This window comes from Kribbella sp. DT2 (assembly GCF_049844575.1).
Taxonomy (GTDB): Bacteria; Actinomycetota; Actinomycetes; order Propionibacteriales; family Kribbellaceae; genus Kribbella.
Genome location: NZ_JBNCLH010000009.1, coordinates 183574 through 207318, shown reverse-complemented (window position 1 = coordinate 207318; position 23745 = coordinate 183574). Strand labels below are relative to the sequence as shown.

The window sequence follows — 23745 nt, the reverse complement described above, 5'->3', positions numbered from 1 at the left end:
AGCCCGGGGCGGTCGTGCTCAGCTCAGCGCCCGCCGGACTTCGGTCTGCGCGCGCTCGGCGGACCATCTCGCGAGCTCGGGCCAGCTGTAGGTCCGCCGGAGCTCCTGCACCAGGCGCGTCCCGACCAGGTAGCCGATGCGGTCCGGGAAGGGCGACTCGTGGTTCCGCGTCAGGTACCGGCCGATCACGTCGTCGCCCGTCGACTCCAGATCGGCCAGAATCGCGGCCTCCGCTTCGGGGAGCACGCGCAGACAGTCAGCCATCCAGTCGTCGTACCCGCTGCCGAACCACAGGTGCTCGACCAGCCCGTACTGCGGCAACTGCTCGGCGGTGAACGCTGTCGCGAAGCCCTCCGAGTAGATCCACTGTCCCAACGGCCCGTCGTCGGTCCAGGCGACCTCCGGCAACGGCAGCTGTACGGCGTGCGCCAGCTCGTGCGCCGCGAGGATCCGCGCGGCGGTCGCGTCCGGGATCCTCTCGACGGCGAGGAACAGGGTGGTCCGCCCACCGAAGCCGCTGACCCAGCCGTTCGCCGTACCGAGGCCGACCATCACCACGGCATCCAGCTCGAGGTGAGTCGCCTCCAGCGCCGGCATCACCAGCTCCGCCGCCTCCGCCACCCAGGCGGAGCCGGCGTCGACGTTGGCCTCGATCCGGTCGATGACCTTCGGGTAGAGCTCCAGCGCCTCCCGCGGCTCCGGCTCGCGGCCGCTGCGCCGAAGGTCGTCGACAACCTCCGGATGGCGTACGGCGTACTGCTCCCAGAGCACCAACTGCTGCTCCGTGGTCTGACCCGCCGCCGCCCGCCAGAACTCCAGAAACCCCGGCACCAGATTACGCACGCTGATCGGCATCCACCGATCCTAAGCACCTGTAATCGGTTGGACAGCCCGATGACACGTACCGACGATGTCACCATGACTGCCGCCCTGCCGGACCACCTGACCTTCCGCCGCCCCACGGTGGCTGACGCGCAGGAGATCTTCGCGCTGATCGCCGCCCGCAACACCGCGGCCGTCGGGTTCGCGGACCTCACCCTCGGCGACATGACCGACGAACTCTCCGAGCCCGGCCTCGACCTCGATCGCGACGCGTGGCTGGTCCACTCCGGCGACCGCCTGACCGGCTACGCGACGGTCTTCGGCAAGGGCGACCACCAGGCCATCGACCTCGAGGTCGTCTCCCCCGACCGTCCCACCGCCGACTGGCTGCTCGACCAGGCGCTCCCCCGCGCCGCCGACCTCGGCCGCGCCCACGGGCACCGCAAGATCTCCGTCGACTCCGGCGCGTACCGCACCGACGAACCGAAACGCGGACTGCTCGCCGCTCGGGGCTTCCGCCCCGGTACGACGTTCCACCGCATGCGCATCGATCACGCCGACCAACCACTCGCGCCGACCGAGCACCCGCTGGCGGACGACCAGGGCAACGGCGGCGGGCTCGTTCCCCCGCCCGGCATCACCGTCCGCCGCGGCGCGCCCGACGAGGCGACCCGTCGCGCGGCGCACGCCGTACTGAATGCTGCCTTCGACGGCCAGTTCGGCTTCGTCCCCCGCCCGTACGACGAGTGGGCCGCGGCGCACGAGTCGAGATCGACCTTCGACTGGTCCCAGTCGACCCTGCTCGAGCTCGACGGCCGTCCCGTCGCGTTCCGCGAGTGCACCGACGAGTTCGTCCCCGACGAGAACTGCAACTACATCGGCCGCCTCGCGGTCCTCCCCGAGGCCCGCGGTCGAGGGCTCGCCAAGTTCCTTCTCCGCGATGCCTTCGCCGAGGACGCCGCGGCAGGCCGCGCGGGCACGATCCTGCACGTGGACACCAACAACCCGACTCCCGCCCTCGGCCTCTACCTGTCCGTCGGCATGCGAGCAGTGCTCGCCATCGACGCCTGGCGCCTGACCCTGAAGACCACCTCACCGGAGCCGATCACCCCATGAACCCTCTCCCCGCCGGCCTCACCGTCCGGCCCGCCGCGCTGGACGACGCCAAAGCGATCGCCGCGCAGATGGCGGCGTACACGACGCCCATGCTCGGATTCCCCAAGCACAGCTACGAGAACGTCCTCGACTACCTGAACGACCCCGCGATCGACCTGGCGAGCGGGAGTTGGCTGGTGCACGACGGGAACGAACTGGTCGGCAGCGCGACGGCGGTGCTGACCGGTGCGCGGCCGCAGGTGGATCTGGACGTGTTCGCGGTGGATCCGGCGGTTGCCGCCTGGTTGTTCGCGACGGCGTCGGCGCGAGCTGTCGACATGGCCCGTACGGCGGGCCTGCCCGAGGTCAAGCTGCACTTCGGACAGCTGGAGCAGGACACCGCAATCGGCCAGATGCTCACCGAGGGCGGTTTCACCCGGAGCACCGCGATCCACCTGATGCGGATCGACCACACCGCACCGACGCCCGCACCGGAGCCGCCCGCCGGGGTGAAGCTGCAGGTCGGCGCCTTCGACGAAACGACCAGACGCGCGGCGCACCAGGTGATCGCCGAGTCCTTCGCGACCCAGCCGAGCGCAGTCCCCCGCCCGTACGACGAATGGGTGCCGTCCCGGGAGTCCCGGTCGACGTTCGACTGGTCACAGCTCAGCGTCGCCGAGCTGGACGGCGAGGCGGTCGGCGTGCGGGAGTGCAGCGACCAGTTCCTGAGCAGCGACAACTGCAACTACATCGGCCGCCTCGGCGTACTGGAGGCAGCTCGCGGGCGTGGCCTGGCCAAGTTCCTGCTCCGTGACCAGTTCGCCCGCGACGCAGCGGCCGGCCGCACCGGCACCATGCTGCACGTCGACACCAACAACCCCACCCCCGCGCTCGGCCTCTACCTCTCCGTCGGCATGCGCCCGACCGTCGTCACCCACATCTGGGACCAGCACGTGCACCTCGGCTGACCGCAAGCGTTGGGCGGTCAGTGCGGGTCGACGGCCTCGCCGGGGCGGTCGCGGTCCGTCCCGGCGAGGGCGTCAGTTCAGTAGCACCCGGTCGCCGGTGGTGCCGGCGATGATGCGGCGGGTGCCGATCGCGGTCCGCAAGTCGAGCTCGACCTTGACCGGGCCGGTCTGGGCCTTGGAGCACTCTCCGCCGTCCGGTTCGTCCGGCGCCACCACGTAGCGGTACGCCGCGATCCGGGCCTTGGTCGCGTCCTGATCGAGGATGCGGACCATGGTGTGCGGGTAGCACCCCTCCCCGGGCCCACCGGACCGGGGAGCCTCGACCTGCAGTACCGAAGGCGATCCGGGCACCGGCCGCACAGCCGTCACCGGGATCTCCTTCTGCAGCAGCATCAGGGTGTTACCGAACTTGAACTGGGCAGGCGGCGGCCCGTCGTCCAGTACGCCGAGCGTCGGCGTACCGGCCGGGGCGGCCGGTTCGGCGCCGCGCTGGACGTCCTGCGTGACCACCGTGGCGACCGTCGCGACTGCCACCACAGTCGCGACGGCCAGCAGGTTGCGCTGCCGCTTGCGCCGGCGGGACCCCCGCTCGACGCCGGCGAAGGGCGGGGCCTGCTCGGGGGTCTGCTCGTCGACGTACTCGACGAGCAGCTCGGTCCTCAGCTCAGCCATGGGGCACCTCCTCCTGGACGGCGAGCAGCGGGGCCAGGGCCTGGCGGGCCCTGGCCAGCCGGGACTTCACGGTGCCCGGCGGCACTTGCAGTTCGTCGGCGATCTGGTCGACCGGAAGATCCATCACGTGGTGCAGCACCACCACTGCCCGCTGGGCCGGTGGGATCCTGGCCAGCGCCGCCGCCACGTCGAGTGCGTCCCCGTCCGGTTCACGGACCTCTCCTGTTCTGCCGAGCAACTTGGCGGAGGCTCTCTGCGCGACCTGCTGCCGCCGCAGCCTGCTGATCAGGGTCCGGACGGCGACCGCCCGCACCCACGCCTCCGGGTCGTCGTACCGGCGGATGCTGTCCCAGCGGCCGAGCAGTTTCACGTAGGCGTCCTGCGCGACCTCCTCGGCGTCCGCACGGGACCCGCCGATCGACACCAGGACACCGATCAGCCGCGGCCAGGTCCGGGCGTAGAGCGCCGCGACCTCCGCGTTCGGATCGGTCTCGTTGTGCCTCACACCGCTAACACGCGCTGCCACCGGATCAGGTTCCATCCTTTTCCCGGCTCTTGCATCAACGAGATGTGAGAGATTACTCTCGAAACATGTCTCTCAGAAATCCGTACGGCGACTTCGAGGTCACCGACCCGCAAGCGATGCGGGCGCTGGCCCATCCCGTCCGCCTCGCGGCGCTGAGCTACCTGCAGAAGAACGGCCCGGCGACCGCGACCCAGCTGTCCGAGCACGTCGGCGCCTCGCCGTCGGTGACGAGCTGGCACCTGCGCCACCTGGCCGGCTTCGGGCTGGTCACCGACGGGCCGCCGCCGGACGGCGTCGGGGACCGGCGGCAGCGGTGGTGGCAGGCGGTCGCGCGCGGGTTCCGGTACGAGATGCCGGACACGCCGGAAGGCGCCGAGGCCGGCCGGCTGCTGCGCGCCGAGATGATGAACCAGGCGCTCGAGACCGCCCAGCAGTGGCTGGTCGAGACCGAGCCCACGCTCGACCCCGAGTGGAACCGCTCCGCGGGCGGGGCGAACACCCTGCTGCACGTCACGCGGGACGAGCTCGAGAGCCTGGAGAACGCGATCGAGGACCTGCTCGCGCCGTACGTGCAACGCGGCCCCCAGGGCGCGCCCGCCGAGGCCCGGCCGGTCCGGCACCTCCGCATGTTGTTGCCCGAAGCAACCGATAGCTGACCTCTTCCTCTTTCGCCCGCGCCGCCCTTCTGCGCTACCCCCTGCCCTGTTTCAGCCTGCCCGGCTGACCCGAACCGAGTGAGGCCCAGATGAGAACCCTGTCCGCCGGCAGCCTGCTGCGCGACCGGCAGTTCCGGACGTTGTGGTCGGCGCAGGCCGTCTCCGAGTTCGGCGACCGGGTCAGCGAGCTCGCGCTCCCGCTGATCGCCGTCACGCTGCTCGACGCCAACGCCTTCGAGACCGGACTCCTGACCGCCGCGGTCTGGCTGCCGAACCTGCTGTCGCTGTTCATCGGGACCTGGGTCGACCAGCACCGCGACAAGCGACCGCTGATGATCGCGGCCGACCTGAGCCGGACCGTCGTGCTGCTGTCGCTGCCGGCGGCGTACTGGATGGACGTCCTGACGCTCGGCCAGCTCTACGTGATCGCGATCCTGGCCGGTACGGCGCACGTCGTGTTCAACACCGCCAACGCGGCGTTCTTCGTCCGGGTCGTGCCGCGGGCGCAGTTCCTGGAGGCGAACAGCAAGCTCTCGGCGACGCGGTCGTTCTCGTTCATGGCCGGGCCGGCGGTCGGCGGCCTGCTCGTGCAGTGGCTGACCGCGCCGGTGGCGATCGTCGTCGACGCGTTCTCGTTCCTGTTCTCGGCCTTCCAGGTCTCCCGACTGAAGGTCGAACCGGGCGCGGCCGACGAGACGACCGAGTCACTGTGGCGGCGCGCTCGGGAAGGCATGGGCTACCTGATGCGGCACCCGTACCTGCGCAGCAGCCTGGCGTGCGCGACGACGATGAACTTCTTCACCATGATGGGTCTGGCCCTGCTCGTCCTGTTCGCCAGCCGCACCCTGGGCCTGTCCGCCGGCGCCATCGGCGCCGCCATCGGCATCGGCGCGAGCGGCGGTCTCCTGGGCGCGGTCGCCGCCTCACCCCTGACGCGTCTGATCGGCGCCGGGCGCCTGATCGCCATCTCCTCGGTGGTCTTCCCCGCCTCCATGGCCATCCTCGTGCTGGGCGGAGGCCCGCTCTGGACACGGGTCGGCGCACTGGCCGCCGCCGAGTTCATCGGCTCCTTCGCGGTCATGTGCTTCGACGTCCCGCTCAACTCGCTGCAGGCCGCCGTACTGCACGATCACATGCGCAGCCGGGTCGTCGGCGCGTTCGCGAGCATCAACTACGGCGTACGGCCGCTGGGTGCCGTCATCGGCGGTGCACTCGGCACCTGGATCGGCATTCGGGAGACGCTGCTCATCTCCGCGTTCGGCGGAGCGCTGTCGGTGCTCTGGCTGCTCCGCTCCCCCATCATCAGCACGAAGACGCTGGACGACCTGCAGCCACCAGAAGGTGTTCTGGTGGCCGCAGGTGAGGTCCGAACCTAGTCGAGCTCGACCGGCTCCTCGATCTTCGCGACGGTGGTCCGCAGCGGGACCTCCTTGATGAAGAGGACCGCGATCAGGCTGACCACCGCGCACGCGGCGGCGATCAGGAAGATGCGACCGGTCGCGTCGCCGTACGACTGACGGACGAGCTCGGCCAGCTGCGGGGGCAGGTGGTTGACGTCGAGCAGGCTCGTGCCGCCACCGTCCTGGAGCTTGCCGGCCGCGGCCGCCCCGCCCGGACCGTGAAGAACGCCGTCGATCAGCAGGTCCTTGACCCGGGTCGCGAGGACCGCGCCGAGGACCGAGACGCCGACCGCACCGCCGAGGCTGCGGAAGAACGAGACCGAGGCGCTGGAGGCACCGATCTGGCTGACGTCGACGGTGTTCTGCACCGCGAGCACCAGGTTCTGCATCATCATGCCCATGCCGACACCCATCGACAGCATGCCGAGTCCGACGTACCAGTACTGCGTGGTGTGGTCGATCGTGCCGAGGATCACCAGGCCGGCCACCAGCAGCACGCCGCCGGCGACCAGGTACCGCTTCCACTTGCCGTAGCGGGTGATCATCTGGCCCGAACCCACCGAGCCGAAGAACGAGCCGAGCATCATCGGGATGGTCAGCAGACCGGCCTCGGTCGGGCTGTAGCCGCGGGCGATCTGGAAGTACTGGCCGAGGAACAGCGCGCTGCCGAACATCGCGACGCCGACCGACAGGCTGGCCACGATCGCCAGCGCGGTGGTCCGCTCCCGGACGACCTTCAGCGGAACCAGCGGCTCGGCCGCCCGGGTCTCCACGAACACCGCGAGCACGGCGAGCACCACGGTGCCGCCGACGAACAGGGCCGACTGCCAGGAGATCCAGCCGAAGTCGTGACCGGCGAAGGTCACCCAGATCAGCGGCAGGCTGGCGGCGGCGCTGATCAGGACCGCGCCGAGGTAGTCCATCTGTACGCGACGCTTGATCACCGGCAGGTGCAGGTACTTCTGCAGCACGACCAGGCTGACCACGGCGAGCGGGACGCACACGTAGAAGCACCAGCGCCAGCCGAGCCAGCTGGTGTCGACGATGACACCACCGATGAGCGGGCCACTGACGGTCGCGACCGCCATCACGGCGCCCATGTAGCCGGAGTACCGGCCGCGGCTCCGGGGCGGGATCGCCGCACCGATGATCGCCTGGGCGAGCGCCATCAGGCCACCCATCGCCAGGCCCTGCAGGACGCGCGCGCCGATCAGGAACGACATGCTGTGCGCCATGCCGGCCAGCGCGGAGCCGACGACGAACAGCGAGATCGCCAGCTGCACCAGCAGCTTCTTGCTCATCAGGTCCGACAGCTTGCCCCAGATCGGGGTGGACACGGTGGTCGCGAGCAGGCTCGCGGTCAGGACCCAGGTGTACTGCGTCTGGCTGCCCTCGAGATCAGCGGTGATCGTGGGCAGGGCGTTGCTGACGATCGTCGAGCTGAGCATCGCCGTGAACAGCGCGGCGAGCAGCCCGACCAGGATCTCGAGGATCTCGCGGTGGGTGAGTTCCGGCGCGGCAGGGGCCGACCGGGTCTCGGTGACAGTCATCTCTCTCCAGTCGAAGTGGTGGTGCGCCTCACGGACGTGGCAGCTTCGGTGACAGCGCCGGCAACCTTGTGCAGGGTCTCGGCGGCGGCTGCCATGTCGTCGTCGTTCCAGTCGGCCAGGGCCGATCGCAGGTGCTGGGTGTAGCTGGCGTACAGGGCCTCGAGTCGCTCGCGCCCGATCGGCGACAGCGCGACCAGGGAGACCCTGGCGTCGGCGGGGTCGGGCCGACGGCTCACCAGGCCGTCGGCTTCGAGGGTGGTGAGCTGGCGGCTGACGACGGAGGCGTCGACGCCGAGCTTGGTCGCGATCTCTCCGCCGCGCTGCTCGCCGTCCTTGGCCAGGACCTTCAGCACGCTCGCGTCGGCCCGCCGCAGCCCGGAGTCGGGCCACAGGTGCCGGTGCTCGATACAACGCACGGCGCGGATCAGGGAACTGACTCCCTCGAGCACATCCTGCGCCGGCGTGTCCCGTTCAACCCCCGGGACAGAGGCTTGCTGGGCTAGTTGCATAACCCAACTATATATCCGGATGGTTGGTTTCCGCAACCATCTGTGCGGAGGACGGTCCTGCGACTACGGAGAGTGACTCAACTCAGATCGGTGTTGAGGCGGCCGAGGAGGCGGGCCAGGTCGGTGAGGTCGGTGCTGTCCCAGCGGTCGAGGATGGCGCGGAACTCGGCCTGACGCTGGGCGCGCATCGCGTCGTACCGGTCGGCGCCGGCCGTGGTCATCCGGAGCAGCCGGGCGCGGCCGTCGTCGGGGTCGCCGATGCGCTCGATCAGGCCGAGGGACTCCAGCTGGGACAGGCCGCGGCTGACCGTGGACTTGTCGAGGCCGAGCGCGAGGGCGACGTCGGAGGCCCGTACGCCGGCACCGCCGCCCGCGGTCCCGAGGTCGATCTGGGAGATCAGCGCATAGCCGGCGGCGTCCATCTCGGGGTGAACCCGGCGAGCCAGCAGCATCTGAGCTGAACGCGCACGGCGGAGAAGGATCGACAGTTCCTGCTCGACGTCGGCGATCAGTTCTGGCGGACGGCCGGTCGACCGCCCGGTGGTGGGACCGGCACCCGGAGCGCCGGCAGCGCGCCCGCTCGCGGCACGCGCGGCGGCCGGAGTACCGCCCGGCTGCCCCCCGCTCATCGGGGTTCCGGCGGCGGGAGGTGCCGCGGCGCCGCGAGCGGCCGTCGTACCGGCGGCAGGTTCGGGGCGCTGGGCGATCATCTCGTTCACCGGACCACGATGCCGGCGTCGCGCAGGGCCTTCTTGACGTCCGCGATCCGCAGGTCGCCGAAGTGGAACACGCTCGCGGCGAGCAGCGCGTCGGCGCCGGCTTCGACCGCGGGGGGGAAGTGCTCGGGCGCCCCCGCTCCCCCGCTCGCGATCAGCGGGACGTCGACCACGGCGCGGACCGCGCGGATCAGCTCCAGGTCGAAACCCTTCTTGGTGCCGTCGGCATCCATCGAGTTGAGCAGGATCTCGCCCGCGCCGAGCTCGGCGCCCTTGCGGGCCCACTCGATCGCGTCCAGCCCGGCCGACTTCCGCCCGCCGTGCGTGGTCACCTCGAACCCGCTCGGCTGGTCGGCCGACCGCCGGACGTCCAGCGACAGCACGAGTACCTGGTTGCCGAACCGGTGCGCGATCTCCTCGATCACCGCGGGCCGGTGGATCGCGCCGGTGTTGATGCCGACCTTGTCGGCGCCGGCCCGCAGCAGCCGGTCCACGTCCGCGGCCTCGCGCACGCCGCCACCGACGGTGAGCGGGATGAACACCTGCTCGGCGGTCCGGCCGACCACGTCGTACGTCGTCTCGCGAGAGCCCGACGACGCGGTGATGTCGAGGAAGGTCAGCTCGTCGGCGCCCTCGGCGTCGTACAGCTTGGCCATCTCGACCGGGTCGCCGGCGTCGCGGAGGTTGACGAAGTTGACACCCTTGACCACCCGCCCGGCATCAACGTCCAGGCAGGGAATCACACGCACGGCGAGGCTCACGGGATAAGGCTAGCGAGCCGATCCAGCGCGGACCGCATCTGCCCCGCCGCATTCCACCCTTTCCGCTCCCTGGCAACTCCACCGGCCCGGACAGCCTGTCGCCACCAACGCCCACCACTGACCAACCGGCCCCGAACCACAGACGACGAGCGCGGAACACCCGGTATCGGGTGCTCCGCGCTCGGTTGGTCAGTGGTACAGGTCGTCGCACTTCGAGACGCGGCGGATGACCGGGGTCTACTTCCTGGCCTTCTCGGCGCCCCCTCTCGGGGACGTCGACCCGTGTCAGCCCTTACCGCCAGGATGGCCGCGCCCCACAGGTGCTACTTCCAGGCGCGGCGTTTGCCCGCCGGGGTCTTGATGGGAGTCGTGGACTCCCACACCCGGCGCCAGCGCGCGGCGTCCGGGCCGGACTGCGACGGCGAAGCACCGGCGGCGACCCGGCGGCGGGCCTCGTACCAGGTGGTCGACTCCTCGTCGAGCAGCGCCGACACGGCGGCGGAGATCCGCGGCGCGAACTCGCGCGCGCTCTCCCCGTCCTTGGCGTGCAGCGGGTCGCCGTACCGTACGGCGACCGTCGGGCGCCCCGGGACCGGCCAGCCGCGGCCGCGCGGCATCGCGGCGAACGAGCCCTTGATGCCGACCGGGATGATCGGCACGTTGTGCTCGACGGCCAGGTAGGCCGCGCCCATCCGGAAGCGCTCCATCCAGCCGTCCGGCGAGCGGGTGCCCTCGGGGAAGACGACCACGTTCCACCCGTCGGCGAGCAGGTCGCCCGGGGTCGCGCTGAGCTTGCCGCCGCGGCGCTCGATCGGGAACGTGTTGAACACGATCGCCGACGCGGTCGCCCGCCACCAGGTGTCGAAGAAGTAGTCCGCGGCCGCCGCGACGGCCGTCTTGCGGCGCATCGCGTCGGGCAGCGTGCAGAGCACCAGTGGGGTGTCCAGGTGCGACGAGTGGTTGGCCACGATCAGCGCCGGGCCGTCCAGCTTGCGCAACGAGTCCAGCCCGCTGACCTGCGGGTTCACCTCGAACCGCAGGACCGAGTTGAGCGCGCCCTTCTGCAGCACCTCGCGGACCGCGATCGCCGCCGGCCTCCGGGCCCACCTGGTCGGGAAGACCGTGGACTCCTTCGGGACGACGTACGGCTCGGCCGAGCGTGGGACCTGCGTGCGCCGGCCCCACCGCCAGCCGCGCGCGACCTGCTTGACGTCGCGGGCGGTGTCCCGGCCGAACTTCACCAGGTTCGTCCCCATCAGCGGACGTCCGCGAGCAGGTGCGGCGGGTTGTGCAGGTAGGTGATCGACGGCGACCGGCCGACCGAGTGGCTGACCATCTCCAGCGCGTCCTGCAGCGTCGAGGCGGACCGGAAGCCCATCCGCTCCACGGTCTTGCGGTTCGCGCCGACCCAGACGATGTCGCCGCAGTGGTCCAGGGCGTGGCTGATCCAGTACCACATGTAGAACGGGTGCACGCCGTGGTAGGCGTACGACGTCCGGTACAGGTGGATGTACCACGGGTCCTCGGCGTACTGCTTCTCGAACTTCGCCTCGATGGTGGCCGGGTCGGTCGACTCCGACAGCACCTCCTCGAAGAAGTCCACGTACGACGGGTGGTGCAGCTGGCTGAACTCGTAGTCGACCGGGTGGTACAGGATCACCGCGCCGTCCTTGCGGACGATCGGGTTGCCCCGGTAGGAGTTGAAGTAGTAGCCGAGCCCCATGCAGGCGGCCAGGATCGGGTTCATCACCGAGTTCACGTTGTACGGGCCGACGAACGGCACGCCCATGATCGCGACGTCGGACTGGCCCTGCACCTCGACCAGGTGCTGCTTGTGCACGTTCTCGATCGTCTTCTCGTGCACCGGCTCGATCTTGCCGGCGTGGATCCCGGTCAGCCCGTAGTTGGCCCGGACGTCCTGGAAGATCTTGCGCCGCGCCTTGCTCGGGGCGAGCGCGAGGCCGCGCTTGGCGCCGAGCATCGAGGCCTGGTCCTTGATCGACCACTCCCACTCGCGCTTCTGCAGGAACTCCAGCGGGCCGCCGAAGATGTCGTTGTTCAGCGTGGTCTCGATCTGGAAGACCTTGACGTGCTCGGTGAGGATCTCGCCCATCCGCCAGGCCGAGTGGTGCATCTTCGAGGCCTTGTGGTCCATGAACGACCGCGAGTGGATCATCGTGTGGCTGTTGTGGTGGTGCTTCAGCGACTTGTACGACGCCAGCCCGATCGACGTCGACTTGTGGCCGCCGTCCATCGCCACCAGGTTCACGTTCACGTAGACCAGCAGGTCGGACTCGGCCGCCCGCTTGGAGATCTCGACGTCCTCACCGTGCTTGGTCTGCCCCAGGTGGGTCAGGTTGTCGGTGTCCTCGGCGTCGAAGTTGTAGAGCTTGCCGTCGGGGAAGAACGACCGGAAGACCCGCTCGCCGACGATGTCGCGCAGCTCGTTCGGGGTGAGCCGGCGGTGCAGCGCGTTGGCCGAGATCAGCTCGACGTCGTCGACGCCGGCGTCGGCGGCCAGCGTCAGCACGGCCTCGATGATGCGCTGGCGGATGTCGGGCTTCTTCATCGGCGGCAGCGGCAGCGAGATGTCGTCGAAGGCGATCGTCAGCCGCATCCCCGGCCGCAGCAGCTCCGGCAGCGGCTCGGACTCCAGCGGGTGGAGCAGCGCGTTCTGGATCGCTTCCTCGACGTCGCGCACCGGCGGCAGCGCCTCCGGCGGGTACACCACCCGGGTGCCGAGCGGGAACCGCTCCAGCAGGAAGCCCTCACCGTTGTGCACGAGCAGCGGCGGCGTCCGGTCGTCCACCTCAAGCACAAACCCTGGCCGAGACATGTCAGAACCTCTCTCGTCGTACGTTCAGCAGCGGAGCCGTCATGAGGCCCTCACATCGAAGGCCACCTTCACGGTGCCCAAGCGTCCGGCGGACTGCGCGTGGTCCAGCGCCTCACGCCACCGGTAGAGCGGATAACGAGCCCCGACCACACCGTCCAGCGGCGCCTTCGCGGCGATCTCCAGCGCGGTCTCGAAGGCGGGCCGGTCGTTCGGCTCCTCCCGCGAGGACGCGTACGTGCCGGTCAGCTCCAGCTCGCGGAACCACACCGGCGACAGGTCCGCACCCGTCGACGGCATCCCGGCCAGGACCACCCGGCCACCGGCCTTGGTGACCCGCAGCACGGTGTCGATCGAGTCCTTGCTGCCGACCGCGTCCACGGCGATGTCGACGCCGCCGAGCAGGAATTCCTTGGCGTTCAGTTCCGGCTTGAGCCGGAACGCGCCGGTCGCCCGGCGGACGCCGCGGAAGACCTCGTCGGGAGCGACCACGTCGCTCGCGCCGAACGCCTTCGCCAGCTCACGCTGCTTGGGGTGCTTGGCGACGACCGTGATCCGGCCGGCCTGCGTCAGCTCGCGCAGCGCGAGGGTCGCGAACAGTCCGACCGCTCCGGCTCCGCTGACCAGGACCGACTGCCCCGGCTCGACCTTGGCGCGCAGCGCGGTGTGGACCGCACCCGCCAGGGGCTCGACCAGTACGGCGCGCTCGTCCGACAGACCCTCCGGTACGGCGTACAGCTGGCTGCGGTGGGCGACCATCACGTTGCCCCAGCCACCGCCGGTGTCCTGGCAGAAGCCGGTCTGCAGACCCGGCGCGACGTGGCCGACGGTGATCCGGTCGCAGCGGTTGGTGCGACCCGTGACGCAGCTCTCGCAGGGCTCGACCCCGCGGGCAGCACAGGTCAGGACGGAGTCCATCACCACCCGGGTGCCCTTGGGCAGGTCCTCGCAGTCTTCGAGCAGCTCGCCGACGACCTCGTGACCGGGCACGAACGGCATCGACACCAGCGCCGAGAAGTACAGCTTGGTGTGGCCGGTGACCATGCCGAGGTCGGAGCCGCAGATGCCGGACAGGATCGGCCGGATCCGGGCCCAGCCGTCGCGGTCGGACTTCGGTTCGTTGATCGTGACGAGGCGCAGCGGCGCGGCCGGGCCGGTGAGCACACCGGGGATCCGGCTGCCGACCGCCTTGGCGGCCAGGTACTTGGCCGGAGAGCGGTACATCTCCAGAGCGAGCATCATCGAGCGTTCACCCCAGGGATCTCCAGACGCGACGAAGTGGTGGGTGTCTTCCAGTCGACGATCTGCCAGCGCGCGGCCCGGGCAGCCCGGAACAGCGAGACGTCCGGCGAGACGGCGACCGGGTTGCCGACCGCGGCCAGCATCGGCAGGTCCGAGTGGCTGTCGGCGTAGGCGTAGGACCTGGACAGGTCGATGTTCGTGCCGCGGGCGCGGTGCTTGATCCAGGCCGCCCGGGACTCGCCGACCAGCGGCGGGCCGGACAGGTACCCGGTGCAGCGGCCGCGGTCGTCGACGGCCAGCTCGGCCGCGACGATCTCGTCGAACAGCGGCGCCAGCGGGCGGGTCAGCGGCCGGATCGCGCCGGTGATCAGGATCGTCTTGTGGCCGGCCGCGCGGTGCTCGCGGATCCGCCGTACGGCGTCGCCGCTGAGCCGCTCGAGCACGTGCTCGGCCAGCACCTCGTCGACGATCCGGTTGAGCTCTTCGAGGTCGGCGCCCTCGTACCGGCGGTAGATGGTCCGCAGGAACGTGCCGCGGTCCTTGCGCTCGGCCGAGATCAGCTTCGGCAGCTTGCGCAGCATCGCGCCGAGCTCACCGACCCGCTGGTGGCTGTCCAGCTCGGGCAGCCGCATCCACAGGTAGGTCTCGATCACGTTCGACGACAGCAGCGTGCCGTCCATGTCGAAGGCCGCGATGATCTCGGCGTCCTCCGACGGCTGGACCTTCTTCAGGACCCCGGCGTTCTCGGCCAGCGTCTTGTTGCGCTTCTTCCGCACGACGTCCAGCCGGCGCATCGACTCCGTCACGCTCGGGCAGTGCAGCTCCTGCAGGTAGTACTGCCAGTCGACGACCGAGGTGTCGCAGGCGAACCTCTCCTGGTCGTCGCCCTCGAGCGCGTTGTGCAGGGCGAGCACGTTGTCGTCGATGAACTGCAGCTCGGCCTGCGCGTACTCGGAGTACAGGTCCATGTAGCGGCGCAGGAAGTCGAGGCGGCGCTTCTGTACGTCGAGCTCGCGCGCGTACTTGCGGACCCGCTCACTGCGCGGAACCGTGGTGATGATTCGGTCGGCGATCGTGTGCGCCTTCTCGCCGTACCGCAGCATGCTCTCGACCGAGTCGCCGCCCGGGAACTTCCAGACCGGCAGCCGGACCGCGCCGCGCTCGCCCAGGTCGAACGGGTGCTTGGAGAAGTAGGCACGCACACCGGCGTACAGCTGCTCGAAGGTCAGCGGGTTCCGGGCGCCGGAGCTGACGTGGTAGTACTCCGGCTTGCTCAGCTCGGGCTCGGTCGCCATCACCGCGCAGATCGCGCCGACCACGTGGTCGACCGGGATGATCTCGACGACGGAGTCCGGGCTGGCCGGGAACTCCGGCAGCTCGCCGCGGCCGTAGGCCAGGATCAGCGGCTCGGCCATCTTGAAGCCCTCGATCCAGCCCGGGTGCGGGCTCTGCACCGCGGACTCGATGATGGCCGGCCGGACGATCGAGGTCGGGAACTTGGCCGCGAACTCCTCGACCACGCGCTCGCCGAGCGCCTTGGTGAAGGTGTAGCAGTCGGTCCAGCCGAGACTGCGGGCCCGCTCGGTGCCGGTCTCGACGAGCTTCTTCGCAACCCATTCGTTGCGGCGGCGCTCGGTGTCGGCGGCCGCGGTCAGGTGACCGGCGCGGCGGTGCAGCTTCTCGGAGTCCTTGCGGAACTTGGTCAGCATCGCGGCCGAGCGCGACATGCCCTCGATCCGGGACTTCATCTCCATCCCGGCCGCGGCCTCGCTGCGCCAGTCGACGGTGTGCTCGACCGGGGCCTCCGGGATCGCGCCGCGACGACGGCCTGCGGTGTACGCCGTGGAGATGTGCACGTAGTGGACCGAGTGGCCGTCGACGGCCCGGCTCTGGTCGATCCGCTCGAGCAGGCTCTTGGTGCCGAGCACGTTGGTGGTGAACGCCTCGTGGATCGGCGGGTCGAAGCTGACGTCGCCGGCGCAGTGCACGACGATGTCGAGATCGGTCGGCAGCTCCGGTACGTCGGACAGGTCGCCCTCGACGACCTGGACCCGGGCCGCGGACAGCGCCTCGGCGTCGGCGTACGGGGTGCCCTCGCCGTAGAACGGCTTGAAGATGTCCTTCTTCAGCAGCTGGGCCATCCGGTCGGTGCCCTTGAGCGAGCCCTTCGGCCGGATGATCGCGACCACCGTCGTGCCCGGCAGCTCACCGATCATGCGGTGCAGCAGTGCCTCACCGACGAACCCGGTCACACCGGTGACCAGGACCTTCTTGCCGTCCAGCTTGTCGGCAAGCCTCACTTGTCGCCTCCACGGGTGAGTTCGAGTGCCTCGGTCAGGGTGAAGGCGCCGGCGTACAGGGCCTTGCCGACGATGACGCCCTCGACGCCGTCCTTCACGAGCGTGCTCAGTGCTTTCAGGTCGTCCAGGCTGGAGACGCCGCCGGAGGCGACGATCGGCTTGTCCGTGCGCGCGCACAGGTCGCGGTAGAGCTCCAGGTTCGGGCCCTGGAGCATGCCGTCCTTGGTCACGTCGGTGACGACGTACCGCTCGCAGCCGGCCTTCTCCAGGCGGTCGAGCACCTCGTAGAGGTCGCCGCCCTCCTTGGTCCAGCCACGCGCCGCAAGGGTCCGGCCGCGGACGTCCAGGCCGATCGCGACGCGGTCGCCGTACTGGTTGATGATGCGGTCGCACCACTCCGGGTCTTCCAGCGCCGCGGTCCCGATGTTGACCCGGCGGGCGCCGGTCGCGAGGGCGGCCTCCAGCGACTCGTCGTCGCGGATCCCGCCGGACAGCTCCACCTGGACGTCGAGCTTGCCGGTGACGTCGGCGAGCAGCTCACGGTTGCTGCCGCGCCCGAACGCGGCGTCGAGATCGACCAGGTGGATCCAGTCGGCTCCGGCCTCCTGCCACGCCATCGCGGCGGCCAGCGGATCGCCGTACGAGGTCTCGCTGCCGGCCTCTCCCTGCACCAGCCGCACCGCTTGCCCGTCCGCCACGTCGACGGCAGGCAGCAGCACCAGGTTCTCAGACATGGCCCACACCCTAGATGCCCAAGGTTCTGGTTTCGTAACCCACTGCCCCGCTGAGTCGTTGAGATCCGATCTGTCTCAGCAATACCAGTGGGGCTTGTGGTCTGCCTCGTAGCATCGTCGGTGATGGTCACTTTGGCGGAGTTGGAAGAGTCCCCGCACGCGGCGTTGGCAGCCGTGCGGCCGGTGGGTTGGGTGGACGCGCTCGACGGGTGGGTCGTGAGCGGGCGCGAGCTCGCGGTGCGCGTGCTGCGGGATCCCGAGACGTTCACCGTGGACGATCCGCGGTTCTCGACCGCGCAGGTCGTCGGACCCTCGATGCTGTCGCTGGACGGTACGGCGCACTCGGCGCACCGCGCGCCGTTCGAGCACGCTTTCGGGCTGGCGGAGACTCGCGCCCGGTTCACCGAACCGGTCACCGAGACCGTTTCGTCGCTGGTCGAGGCTTTCGCCGCGGACGGCGCCGCGGACCTGCGGCGGGCGCTGGCCGGGCCGCTGTCGGTGGCGGTCGTTGCCTACTCGCTCGGGTTGCCGCCGGCCTCCGCTTCGACGGTGCTCGGCTGGTACGAGGTGATCTCGGACTCGGTGACCGGCGTCGCGGCCGGACGGCAGGTGACGGCAGCGGGCGCCGAGGCGTTCGGACGGCTGCACGCGCACGTTGCCTCAGGCATCGGGTCGTCGGACTCGCTGGTCGCCGAGGCGGCGCACGCGGGCCTGGGCGTGGACGAAGTGGTGGCGAACGCGGCGGTGCTGATGTTCGGCGGGATCGAGACCACCGAGGGCATGATCACGAACTGCCTGTGGCACCTGCTGACTCATCGGTCGCAGCTCGAGCTGGTGCTGGCCGATCCATCGCTGCTGCCCAACGCGCTGGAGGAGTCGCTGCGACTGGAGCCCGCGGCTGCCGTCGTCGACCGGTACGCGACGCAGGACGTCGAGCTCGCCGGCTGCTCGCTCCGTCGTGGTGACCTGGTCATCGTGTCGCTGGCGGGCGCCGGTCGCGATCCGTCGGTGTTTGCCTCACCGGACGACTTCGACGTACGGCGTACGAACGCCCGGCGGCATCTGGCGTGGGCCAGTGGTCCGCACATCTGCCTCGGTATGCACCTGGCCCGGCTCGAAGCGCTCACCGCGCTGAGGGCCGCTCTGGCGTTGCCCGGGCTGCGGCTCGCGCCTTCCTCTCCTCCCCCGCGCGGCCTGGTCTTCCGGAAGCCTTCAGCCGTGAAGGTGCATTGGGATGTCTAGTGCTCTTGGTGCCAGTACGACGCCGTCGCTGAGGTCTGCTTGCGGATCACGTCAGGCGCCGGGCCGGCGGGCCACAGCTGGAGCAGGTAACGGTCGACGACCGGCTCGTCGGCGCTGACCACGTCGACCTCCTTGCCCTTGTCCATGTCGGCGGCGCAGTAGCGAGCTCGGTAGCTCACCACCGGCAGCTCGGTCTTCACGACCTGGCTCGAGTCCAGGCCGTGCAGCAGCAACGCCGTACCGGCGGGCGCGAAGGAGACCTCGACGATCTCCTCCCACTGATCGTCCAGCGCGGGTTCCGCGTCCAGCCGCTCGACCCGCAGACCGACCTCGCCGGTGTGCAGGCCCGTCGTCAGCAGCAGCCGGCCGGACTGGGCCGCGCCGAGCAGACCGTTGACCTGCCCCCGGCGGGAGTCGTCGAAGTCGGGCCAGCCGACCCCACCGGTCATCAGGTAGATCTGGCCGAAGGACAGGCGCATCCGCCCGTCGAAGATCGTCGTCATGTCGCGACCCTAGGTCGGCGGACGGGCACTCAGTAGAGGGTCTGCACGAAGGGGCAGACCGGCCAACCTTCAGGCCCGGAGCACCATCAAGGACGCCGGGACCGCCGGCGTCTCCCGGTCGGGATCGGCCGCGGCGTCGCGGCGGAACTGCTCGAAGCCGGCCTCCATCTCGTCGGCGGGCAGGTGCTCGAACGTCGAGAGGGCTCGCGTGCTGACCCGCTCGTACAGGGTCTTGAGGCTGCGCGGCTGCTCAGCTTCGATCAGGCGCACTTGTTGGTCGGGGATCAGGTTCGCGGCGCGGGCCATGCGCTCGGTGTCCTCGACCGTCCGGTACATCGCGGCGTCGACCGCCGGGGCCGACGGGAAGTACGGGTACCAGGGCAGGTCCGGCATCCGGTCGGCGAACTGGCTTCGCAGCAGGACGACCCCGCCTGGTGTGATCACGCGGCGCAATTCGTGGAACGCCTGCTGCTGGTCGGTGAAGTGATGAAAGGACAGGAACAGCAGTGCCAGGTCGCAGGAGGCGTCCGGGAGCGGGATCGCCTCGGCGGATCCTTCGAGGTAGGTCACGCCGGGATGCGGCGGCGCCTGCTCGCGCATCCGCGCCGACGGCTCCACGCCGTACGCCGGTCCGCCGAACGTCTCGGCCAGCGCGCCGGTGAAGCGGCCGGTCCCCGAGCCGAGATCGAGGACCGTCAGCGGGCGCTCGGGGGGCGCGACTTCGGCGTACGCGCGCATCCAGGCGTCGAGCGTCTCCTGGCCGATGGCCCGGCCGGCGGCGTACACACTGTGCAGGCGGTCGTTGTAGTCGACCATGGCTAGTCCTTCCAGGCGTGGTGCCAGTACTCGGCGACCTCGGCGGTCTGCTCGAGGATCGCGTCCGGTTGTGGCGCGGCCGGCCAGAACTGCAGCAGGTAGCGGTCGATCGGCGGCTCGTCGTCCTTCACCGTGTCGGCCTCCGCGGCCGCGTCCATTCCGGTCGCGCAGTACCGGACGCGGTAGTCGTCGACCGGCAGCTCGAGGAGGTGGACCGCCTCGCCCGCCCACTCGACCAGCGCGATCTCCTCCTCGGCCGGGCGGAAAGCCGCCTCGACGACCTCCTCCCACGTGGCGTCGACGGGCGGCTGCTCGGCGTGCAGCTCGACGGTGAAGTGGGTCCGGCCGGTGTGCAGGCCGGTCGTCAGGAACAGGGTTCCCGGCAACGCGGCACCGCACAGCCCGTTGGCCTGGCCCTGGTTCGACTCCGCCGGATCGCTCGCGAACGTCCCGCCGGACATCACGTAGATCTGGAAGTAGGAGACGTGCACCGGGCCGTCGTACAGGACCTTCATGCCCGAGACGGTAGACCATCCGGAGTCAGTACGACGGTGGCGCCGGACTCGGCCGCGACCTGCACCAGGCGCAGCGCGGCGAGCGCCGGGTGGTCGTCGAGCAGCTTGGCCGAGTTGGCCATGGAGCGCAGCGCCGCCGCTTCGCCGCGGGCGCGTTCGAGAGCTGCGCGGCCACGCTGACGTTCGATCGCGGTCTCGGCGAGGGCGGTGCGCAGTTCACCGATGACGCCGAGGTCGCGGACGGCGACGTCGAGGATGGTGATCCCGAACTCGGCTGCTGTTGCCCGGAGGCTGCCGGGCGCGCTCGCACCTTGCTCGGGCGCGTTCGCAGGGACGAGCGCCGCGGCCGCGGCATCCGCCTGCGCCGCAGCCGCTCCCGCGAGCGCGGCTGCGACGGCGTCGCGGCCTTCGGAGCGGAGCAGCTCGTCCAGCTCGTGACGGCCGATGGCGTCCCGGATCTCCAGCTGCAGGGCGACGTGCAGCAGGTCCTCGGGGTTCTCGGCGCGCTCGACGAAGGCGCGCGCGTCGGTCACCGTCCAGCGGGCGACGGCGGTGACGCGCACGGTCACGCCATCCGCGGTGAAGATCTCCTGCCCGGAGACCGACAGCTGCCGGATGCGCCGGTCGATCCGCTCCTGCCGGGTCCGGCGGACCTGACGGAGGGGGTGCCGGCCGGGCTCGAGCTGGGACTCGAAGACGCCGTCCCGGTACACCAGAACCTGCTCGTGCGTCTGCACGGTGATCTTCGTCATCGTCCACTTCCTCTCGCCGGTCGTCGGTCTGCTGCTCGGTGGGCCGTTGCGGTGGACGATCTGCCCCGGGGTCACCCCGGACCGCGGCGGAGGTACCGGCTCGTGACGAGCAGCCGGGCCTGCAGAGCGTTGGCCGGGACAGCGTGAACCCGGGACAGATCTCTTGGTCCGTTGCAAAGCGGCTGCCGGGGTACAACGCGCAGAACGGCTCCGGAGATCTCCGGTTCCGCTGCTGATCCGGCGGTGCCTGTTCAGTGTGGCGGCAGGCGGGGGCCTTGGGCAAACGCATTGCCTGCCGTGGGTTTGGTTGCTTCAGGCAAAGATGTCGTAGCCGAGGCGGAGGATCAGGGCGCTGACCACGACCAGGAAGATGATCCGGACGAACCTGCTGCCGCGGGCGACCGCCGTACGGGCTCCGAGCAGGCCGCCGACCATGTTGGCCGCGCCCATCGTCAGGCCGAGGCCCCACAGCGGGGCGCCGTGGGCGGCGAAGACGGCGATCGCGCCGAGGTTCGTGGCGACGTTCGCGATCTTCGCCTTCGCGCTGGCCCGGAGGAAGTTGTAGCCGAGCAGACCGACCAGCGCGAAGATCAGGAACGAACCGGTGCCGGGGCCGACCGCGCCGTCGTAGAAGCCGATCAGCAGGCCGACCGCGCCGGCGGCGACGTAGTGGGTGCGGCCGTCCCACCGCAGCGCCGTCCGGGCGCCGAGCGACGGCTTCAGCGCGGTGTAGATCGCGACGCCGATCAGCAGCACGAGCACGATCGGCTTGAACCAGCTCATCGGGATCTTCGTCGCCACCAGCGCCCCGCCGGCCGCGCCGATCCCGGCCAGGATCGCCAGCGGGATCACCGTCCGCCGGTCGGGGCGGACCTTCACGCCGAACGTGACCGCGCTGGTCGCCGTACCGCACAAGGACGAGATCTTGTTCGTCGACAGGATCTGCGCCGGGGACGCGTTCGGCAGCCCGAGCAGCATCGCGGGCAACTGGATCAGCCCGCCACCGCCGACGACCGCGTCGATCCACCCGGCCGAGAAGGCCGCGACCACCAGGAACACGATGGTCCAGACGGAGATATCAGGCACGACGCCCCCGGAGTGCACTCACGCCTTCCATGATCGGGTCAGGACGTAGTACCGGTGAACCCTTACGTGATCGACCCCACGTCCGGGCGGGTAATTCAGCGGACGTGAACCGCCGGGCTCGCGACAATGGTGCGGTGAAGTTCTTGCTGCTGATCCACAACAACCCCGAGGCGCTGGACGGCCTGACCCCCGAGCAGCGCCGCGCGCTGATCGGCGGCGACGACCTCGTCGACCGCATCGGCCGCCTGCGCTCCTCGGGCGAACTGGTGCAGGTCCTCGCCCTGGAGCTGCCGTCGGAGTCGAAGACGGTGCAGACCGTCGCCGGTACGCCGGTGATCTCCGACCGCCCGTTCCTGGAGACCAAGGAGTTCCTCGCCGGCGCCCTGGTCGTCGACTGCGTCTCGCTGGAGCGAGCCCTCGAGATCGCCGCCGAGGTCCCGTACTCCGCCGTCCAGCGCATCGAGGTCCGCCCCGTGCGGGATCTCGACGTGGAGGATCTCGCCCAGCTCAACGCGGGCGAGTGATCCTGCCACCGTGAGCCCCGACGAGCGTCCGGACGAGGCGGGGCCCGGCACCCGGGGCGATGCGACGCCCGACGGGGAGCTCGACGCGGCGATCCGGGCTGGTGCGCCGAAGGCGTTGGCGACGCTGGTCCGGCGGTACGGCGTGTTCGACCAGTGCGAGGACGCGGTCCAGGAAGCGCTGCTTGCGGCGGCCGCGCAGTGGCGTGAGAACGGCGTACCCGAACAACCGGTTGGTTGGTTGATCAGCGTCGCCACTCGCCGGCTGATGGACGGCTGGCGCCGCGACAACGCCCGCCGTCAGCGCGAGGTGACCGACTTCTTGCGCACTCCGGTCGACCCGGACCCCGCAGAAGACACCGACGACACCCTGCGCCTGCTGATCCTCTGCTGCCACCCGTCGCTCACCCCGGCGTCGCAGATCGCCCTGACCCTGCGCTCGGTCGGCGGCCTGACCACCACCGAGGTCGCCGCCGCGCTCCTCGTCCCCGAGGCGACCGTTGCCCAGCGCATCAGTCGCGCCAAACGCCTGATCAAGGACGCCGGCGCCCGCTTCGAGCTCCCCACCGACGACCAGTACGACAAACGCCTGCGCGCCGTACTGCAGGTCCTCTACCTGATCTTCAACGAGGGCCACACCGCCAGCTCCGGCGACACCCTGCAGCGCCTGGACCTCGCCGTCGAGGCGCTGCGCATCACACGGATGCTGCACCAGTCCGTCGAGCCCCACGCGCAGCGTCATCGGGCGGGTGCGAACCCGACCCAGCTCCCCGCCGTGGCTGGACCTGCCCAGCACTTCCCCGCAGGGGCGAGCCCGGCCCAACACCTCCCCGCAGGGGCGAGCCCGGCCCAACACCTCCCCGCCAAGGCGGACCCGACCCAACACCTCCCCACCAAGGCCGGCCCGGCCCCCCACCCCGCAGCACCAACCGGCGAGGTCTCCGGGCTGCTCGCCTTGATGATCCTCACCCACGCCCGCCGCGCCGCCCGGACCGGTCCCGGTGGCGATCTCGTGCCGGCCGACCGCCAGGACCGCACGCGCTGGCACCACGAGGAGATCACCGAGGGCACCAGGCTCATCGAAACAACGTTGCAGTCCGGCCGCGTAGGCCCGTACCAACTGGAAGCCGCGATCGCCGCCGTCCACAGCGAAGCCGACTCGGTCGAGTCGACCGACTGGGAGCAGATCGCCGGTCTCTACCGGATCCTCGCCGAGATCGACCCAGGTCCGATGGTGCGGCTGGGCCAGGCCGTGGCGGTGGCGATGACCGACGGCCCGGATGCCGGGATCGCGATCGTCGACGCCCTCGCCGACGACCGCCACCTCGGCGACCACCACCGCCGCCTGTCGGTCCTCGCCCACCTCCACGAACTCGCCGGCCGGTATGACGCAGCGCGCGCCCTGTACGAGGCCGCGCTCGCCCGCACCCGCAACACCGCCGAGCAGAACTACCTCCGAGACCGCCTCACCCACTGAACAGCCCTACCCCCGCCCCACACCCACCGAACGGGTGTCGACTGCCGCG

General features: G+C 70.5%; 24 protein-coding genes. 7 read left to right on the top strand and 17 right to left on the bottom strand.

The features are described 5' to 3' along the window. Nucleotides 1-18 precede the first annotated feature (18 nt). Nucleotides 19-855 (bottom strand): DUF2268 domain-containing putative Zn-dependent protease, encoded by an 837-nt coding sequence (locus tag ACLQ2O_RS33200; RefSeq protein ID WP_425839654.1) that lies wholly within the window; start codon nucleotides 853-855, stop codon nucleotides 19-21. 63 nt (nucleotides 856-918) lie between these two features. Between ACLQ2O_RS33200 and ACLQ2O_RS33195 the strand changes: the two genes are divergently transcribed. Both ACLQ2O_RS33195 and ACLQ2O_RS33190 read left to right on the top strand, forming a co-directional pair. Further along, nucleotides 919-1938 (top strand): GNAT family N-acetyltransferase, encoded by a 1020-nt coding sequence (locus ACLQ2O_RS33195; RefSeq protein ID WP_425839651.1) that lies wholly within the window; start codon nucleotides 919-921, stop codon nucleotides 1936-1938. Beyond that, nucleotides 1935-2885, top strand: a complete 951-nt coding sequence (locus ACLQ2O_RS33190; RefSeq protein WP_425839649.1) for a GNAT family N-acetyltransferase — start codon at nucleotides 1935-1937, stop codon at nucleotides 2883-2885. The genes ACLQ2O_RS33195 and ACLQ2O_RS33190 overlap by 4 nt, the downstream gene beginning before the upstream one ends. Nucleotides 2886-2957: 72 nt before the next feature. Here the strand turns inward: ACLQ2O_RS33190 and ACLQ2O_RS33185 are convergent, their stop codons facing one another. Both ACLQ2O_RS33185 and ACLQ2O_RS33180 read right to left on the bottom strand, forming a co-directional pair. Continuing rightward, nucleotides 2958-3557 carry a hypothetical protein gene (locus ACLQ2O_RS33185; RefSeq protein WP_425839646.1) on the bottom strand — a complete coding sequence of 200 codons (600 nt, stop codon included), beginning with the start codon at nucleotides 3555-3557 and terminating at the stop codon, nucleotides 2958-2960. Beyond that, nucleotides 3550-4083, bottom strand: a complete 534-nt coding sequence (locus tag ACLQ2O_RS33180; protein ID WP_425839643.1) for an RNA polymerase sigma factor — start codon at nucleotides 4081-4083, stop codon at nucleotides 3550-3552. Before ACLQ2O_RS33180 ends, ACLQ2O_RS33185 begins: the two co-directional genes overlap by 8 nt. 65 nt (nucleotides 4084-4148) lie before the next feature. Here ACLQ2O_RS33180 and ACLQ2O_RS33175 point away from each other — a divergent pair, with 65 nt between their 5' ends. Further along, complete coding sequence (locus ACLQ2O_RS33175; protein ID WP_425839640.1) at nucleotides 4149-4739, top strand: ArsR/SmtB family transcription factor; 591 nt, start codon at nucleotides 4149-4151, stop codon at nucleotides 4737-4739. 89 nt (nucleotides 4740-4828) lie between these two features. Further along, on the top strand, nucleotides 4829-6115 hold the full coding sequence (locus ACLQ2O_RS33170; protein WP_425839637.1) for an MFS transporter: 1287 nt from the start codon (nucleotides 4829-4831) through the stop codon (nucleotides 6113-6115). On the opposite strand, the gene ACLQ2O_RS33165 is transcribed toward ACLQ2O_RS33170, so the two are convergent. The 9 genes from ACLQ2O_RS33165 to priA form a co-directional block, all read right to left on the bottom strand. Next, on the bottom strand, nucleotides 6112-7689 hold the full coding sequence (locus ACLQ2O_RS33165) for an MFS transporter (protein ID WP_425839634.1): 1578 nt from the start codon (nucleotides 7687-7689) through the stop codon (nucleotides 6112-6114). The two genes, ACLQ2O_RS33170 and ACLQ2O_RS33165, sit on opposite strands and share 4 nt — an antisense overlap. Next, entirely contained in the window at nucleotides 7686-8198 is a 513-nt protein-coding gene (locus tag ACLQ2O_RS33160; protein ID WP_425839631.1) for a MarR family winged helix-turn-helix transcriptional regulator, read from the bottom strand. The genes ACLQ2O_RS33165 and ACLQ2O_RS33160 overlap by 4 nt, the downstream gene beginning before the upstream one ends. A 77-nt stretch (nucleotides 8199-8275) precedes the next feature. Continuing rightward, nucleotides 8276-8908 (bottom strand): MarR family winged helix-turn-helix transcriptional regulator, encoded by a 633-nt coding sequence (locus ACLQ2O_RS33155; RefSeq protein WP_425840167.1) that lies wholly within the window; start codon nucleotides 8906-8908, stop codon nucleotides 8276-8278. Nucleotides 8909-8913: 5 nt separating this feature from the next. Continuing rightward, the gene (gene hisF, locus ACLQ2O_RS33150) at nucleotides 8914-9675 is read right to left on the bottom strand and encodes an imidazole glycerol phosphate synthase subunit HisF (protein WP_425839628.1); all 762 of its coding nucleotides are present in this window, start codon (nucleotides 9673-9675) and stop codon (nucleotides 8914-8916) included. A gap of 323 nt (nucleotides 9676-9998) precedes the next feature. After that, entirely contained in the window at nucleotides 9999-10931 is a 933-nt protein-coding gene (locus ACLQ2O_RS33145) for a lysophospholipid acyltransferase family protein (protein ID WP_425839625.1), read from the bottom strand. Next, nucleotides 10931-12484, bottom strand: coding sequence for a lactate racemase domain-containing protein (locus tag ACLQ2O_RS33140; RefSeq protein WP_425839623.1), 1554 nt, complete (start codon nucleotides 12482-12484; stop codon nucleotides 10931-10933). The genes ACLQ2O_RS33145 and ACLQ2O_RS33140 overlap by 1 nt, the downstream gene beginning before the upstream one ends. A 66-nt stretch (nucleotides 12485-12550) precedes the next feature. Further along, nucleotides 12551-13750, bottom strand: a complete 1200-nt coding sequence (locus ACLQ2O_RS33135; RefSeq protein WP_425839620.1) for a zinc-dependent alcohol dehydrogenase — start codon at nucleotides 13748-13750, stop codon at nucleotides 12551-12553. Continuing rightward, entirely contained in the window at nucleotides 13747-16050 is a 2304-nt protein-coding gene (locus ACLQ2O_RS33130; protein ID WP_425839617.1) for an HAD-IB family hydrolase, read from the bottom strand. Before ACLQ2O_RS33130 ends, ACLQ2O_RS33135 begins: the two co-directional genes overlap by 4 nt. Beyond that, nucleotides 16047-16784, bottom strand: coding sequence for a bifunctional 1-(5-phosphoribosyl)-5-((5-phosphoribosylamino)methylideneamino)imidazole-4-carboxamide isomerase/phosphoribosylanthranilate isomerase PriA (priA, locus tag ACLQ2O_RS33125; RefSeq protein ID WP_425839614.1), 738 nt, complete (start codon nucleotides 16782-16784; stop codon nucleotides 16047-16049). The genes ACLQ2O_RS33130 and priA overlap by 4 nt, the downstream gene beginning before the upstream one ends. Before the next feature lie 123 nt (nucleotides 16785-16907). Here priA and ACLQ2O_RS33120 point away from each other — a divergent pair, with 123 nt between their 5' ends. After that, a complete protein-coding gene (locus tag ACLQ2O_RS33120; protein WP_425839611.1) occupies nucleotides 16908-18026 on the top strand; it encodes a cytochrome P450 in 1119 nt (372 codons plus the stop codon). Here ACLQ2O_RS33120 and ACLQ2O_RS33115 read toward each other — a convergent pair. From ACLQ2O_RS33115 to ACLQ2O_RS33095, 5 genes are all read right to left on the bottom strand, one after another. Next, nucleotides 18023-18529: a hypothetical protein gene (locus ACLQ2O_RS33115; protein ID WP_425839608.1), complete on the bottom strand. Its 507-nt coding sequence runs from the start codon at nucleotides 18527-18529 to the stop codon at nucleotides 18023-18025. The genes ACLQ2O_RS33120 and ACLQ2O_RS33115 overlap by 4 nt on opposite strands. Nucleotides 18530-18598: 69 nt before the next feature. After that, nucleotides 18599-19345, bottom strand: coding sequence for a class I SAM-dependent methyltransferase (locus ACLQ2O_RS33110; protein WP_425839606.1), 747 nt, complete (start codon nucleotides 19343-19345; stop codon nucleotides 18599-18601). A gap of 2 nt (nucleotides 19346-19347) precedes the next feature. Further along, nucleotides 19348-19860 (bottom strand): hypothetical protein, encoded by a 513-nt coding sequence (locus ACLQ2O_RS33105; RefSeq protein ID WP_425839603.1) that lies wholly within the window; start codon nucleotides 19858-19860, stop codon nucleotides 19348-19350. Beyond that, nucleotides 19857-20612, bottom strand: a complete 756-nt coding sequence (locus ACLQ2O_RS33100; protein ID WP_425839601.1) for a slipin family protein — start codon at nucleotides 20610-20612, stop codon at nucleotides 19857-19859. The genes ACLQ2O_RS33105 and ACLQ2O_RS33100 overlap by 4 nt, the downstream gene beginning before the upstream one ends. A 312-nt stretch (nucleotides 20613-20924) precedes the next feature. After that, nucleotides 20925-21698, bottom strand: a complete 774-nt coding sequence (locus ACLQ2O_RS33095; protein ID WP_425839598.1) for a sulfite exporter TauE/SafE family protein — start codon at nucleotides 21696-21698, stop codon at nucleotides 20925-20927. Nucleotides 21699-21832: 134 nt separating this feature from the next. Between ACLQ2O_RS33095 and ACLQ2O_RS33090 the strand changes: the two genes are divergently transcribed. Continuing rightward, entirely contained in the window at nucleotides 21833-22222 is a 390-nt protein-coding gene (locus tag ACLQ2O_RS33090; protein WP_425839595.1) for a YciI family protein, read from the top strand. A gap of 10 nt (nucleotides 22223-22232) precedes the next feature. Further along, entirely contained in the window at nucleotides 22233-23696 is a 1464-nt protein-coding gene (locus ACLQ2O_RS33085; RefSeq protein WP_425839592.1) for an RNA polymerase sigma factor, read from the top strand. Nucleotides 23697-23745: the final 49 nt, after the last annotated feature.

Bases quoted from the DNA above. Each gene is read 5' to 3' on its own strand.
- ACLQ2O_RS33200 (WP_425839654.1), bottom strand. From the start codon at position 855: ATGCCGATCAGCGTGCGTAATCTGGTGCCGGGGTTTCTGGAGTTCTGG.
- ACLQ2O_RS33195 (WP_425839651.1), top strand. From the start codon at position 919: ATGACTGCCGCCCTGCCGGACCACCTGACCTTCCGCCGCCCCACGGTG.
- ACLQ2O_RS33190 (WP_425839649.1), top strand. From the start codon at position 1,935: ATGAACCCTCTCCCCGCCGGCCTCACCGTCCGGCCCGCCGCGCTGGAC.
- ACLQ2O_RS33185 (WP_425839646.1), bottom strand. From the start codon at position 3,557: ATGGCTGAGCTGAGGACCGAGCTGCTCGTCGAGTACGTCGACGAGCAG.
- ACLQ2O_RS33175 (WP_425839640.1), top strand. From the start codon at position 4,149: ATGTCTCTCAGAAATCCGTACGGCGACTTCGAGGTCACCGACCCGCAA.
- ACLQ2O_RS33170 (WP_425839637.1), top strand. From the start codon at position 4,829: ATGAGAACCCTGTCCGCCGGCAGCCTGCTGCGCGACCGGCAGTTCCGG.
- ACLQ2O_RS33165 (WP_425839634.1), bottom strand. From the start codon at position 7,689: ATGACTGTCACCGAGACCCGGTCGGCCCCTGCCGCGCCGGAACTCACC.
- ACLQ2O_RS33160 (WP_425839631.1), bottom strand. From the start codon at position 8,198: ATGCAACTAGCCCAGCAAGCCTCTGTCCCGGGGGTTGAACGGGACACG.
- ACLQ2O_RS33155 (WP_425840167.1), bottom strand. From the start codon at position 8,908: ATGATCGCCCAGCGCCCCGAACCTGCCGCCGGTACGACGGCCGCTCGC.
- ACLQ2O_RS33145 (WP_425839625.1), bottom strand. From the start codon at position 10,931: ATGGGGACGAACCTGGTGAAGTTCGGCCGGGACACCGCCCGCGACGTC.
- ACLQ2O_RS33135 (WP_425839620.1), bottom strand. From the start codon at position 13,750: ATGATGCTCGCTCTGGAGATGTACCGCTCTCCGGCCAAGTACCTGGCC.
- priA (WP_425839614.1), bottom strand. From the start codon at position 16,784: ATGTCTGAGAACCTGGTGCTGCTGCCTGCCGTCGACGTGGCGGACGGG.
- ACLQ2O_RS33120 (WP_425839611.1), top strand. From the start codon at position 16,908: ATGGTCACTTTGGCGGAGTTGGAAGAGTCCCCGCACGCGGCGTTGGCA.
- ACLQ2O_RS33115 (WP_425839608.1), bottom strand. From the start codon at position 18,529: ATGACGACGATCTTCGACGGGCGGATGCGCCTGTCCTTCGGCCAGATC.
- ACLQ2O_RS33110 (WP_425839606.1), bottom strand. From the start codon at position 19,345: ATGGTCGACTACAACGACCGCCTGCACAGTGTGTACGCCGCCGGCCGG.
- ACLQ2O_RS33105 (WP_425839603.1), bottom strand. From the start codon at position 19,860: ATGAAGGTCCTGTACGACGGCCCGGTGCACGTCTCCTACTTCCAGATC.
- ACLQ2O_RS33100 (WP_425839601.1), bottom strand. From the start codon at position 20,612: ATGACGAAGATCACCGTGCAGACGCACGAGCAGGTTCTGGTGTACCGG.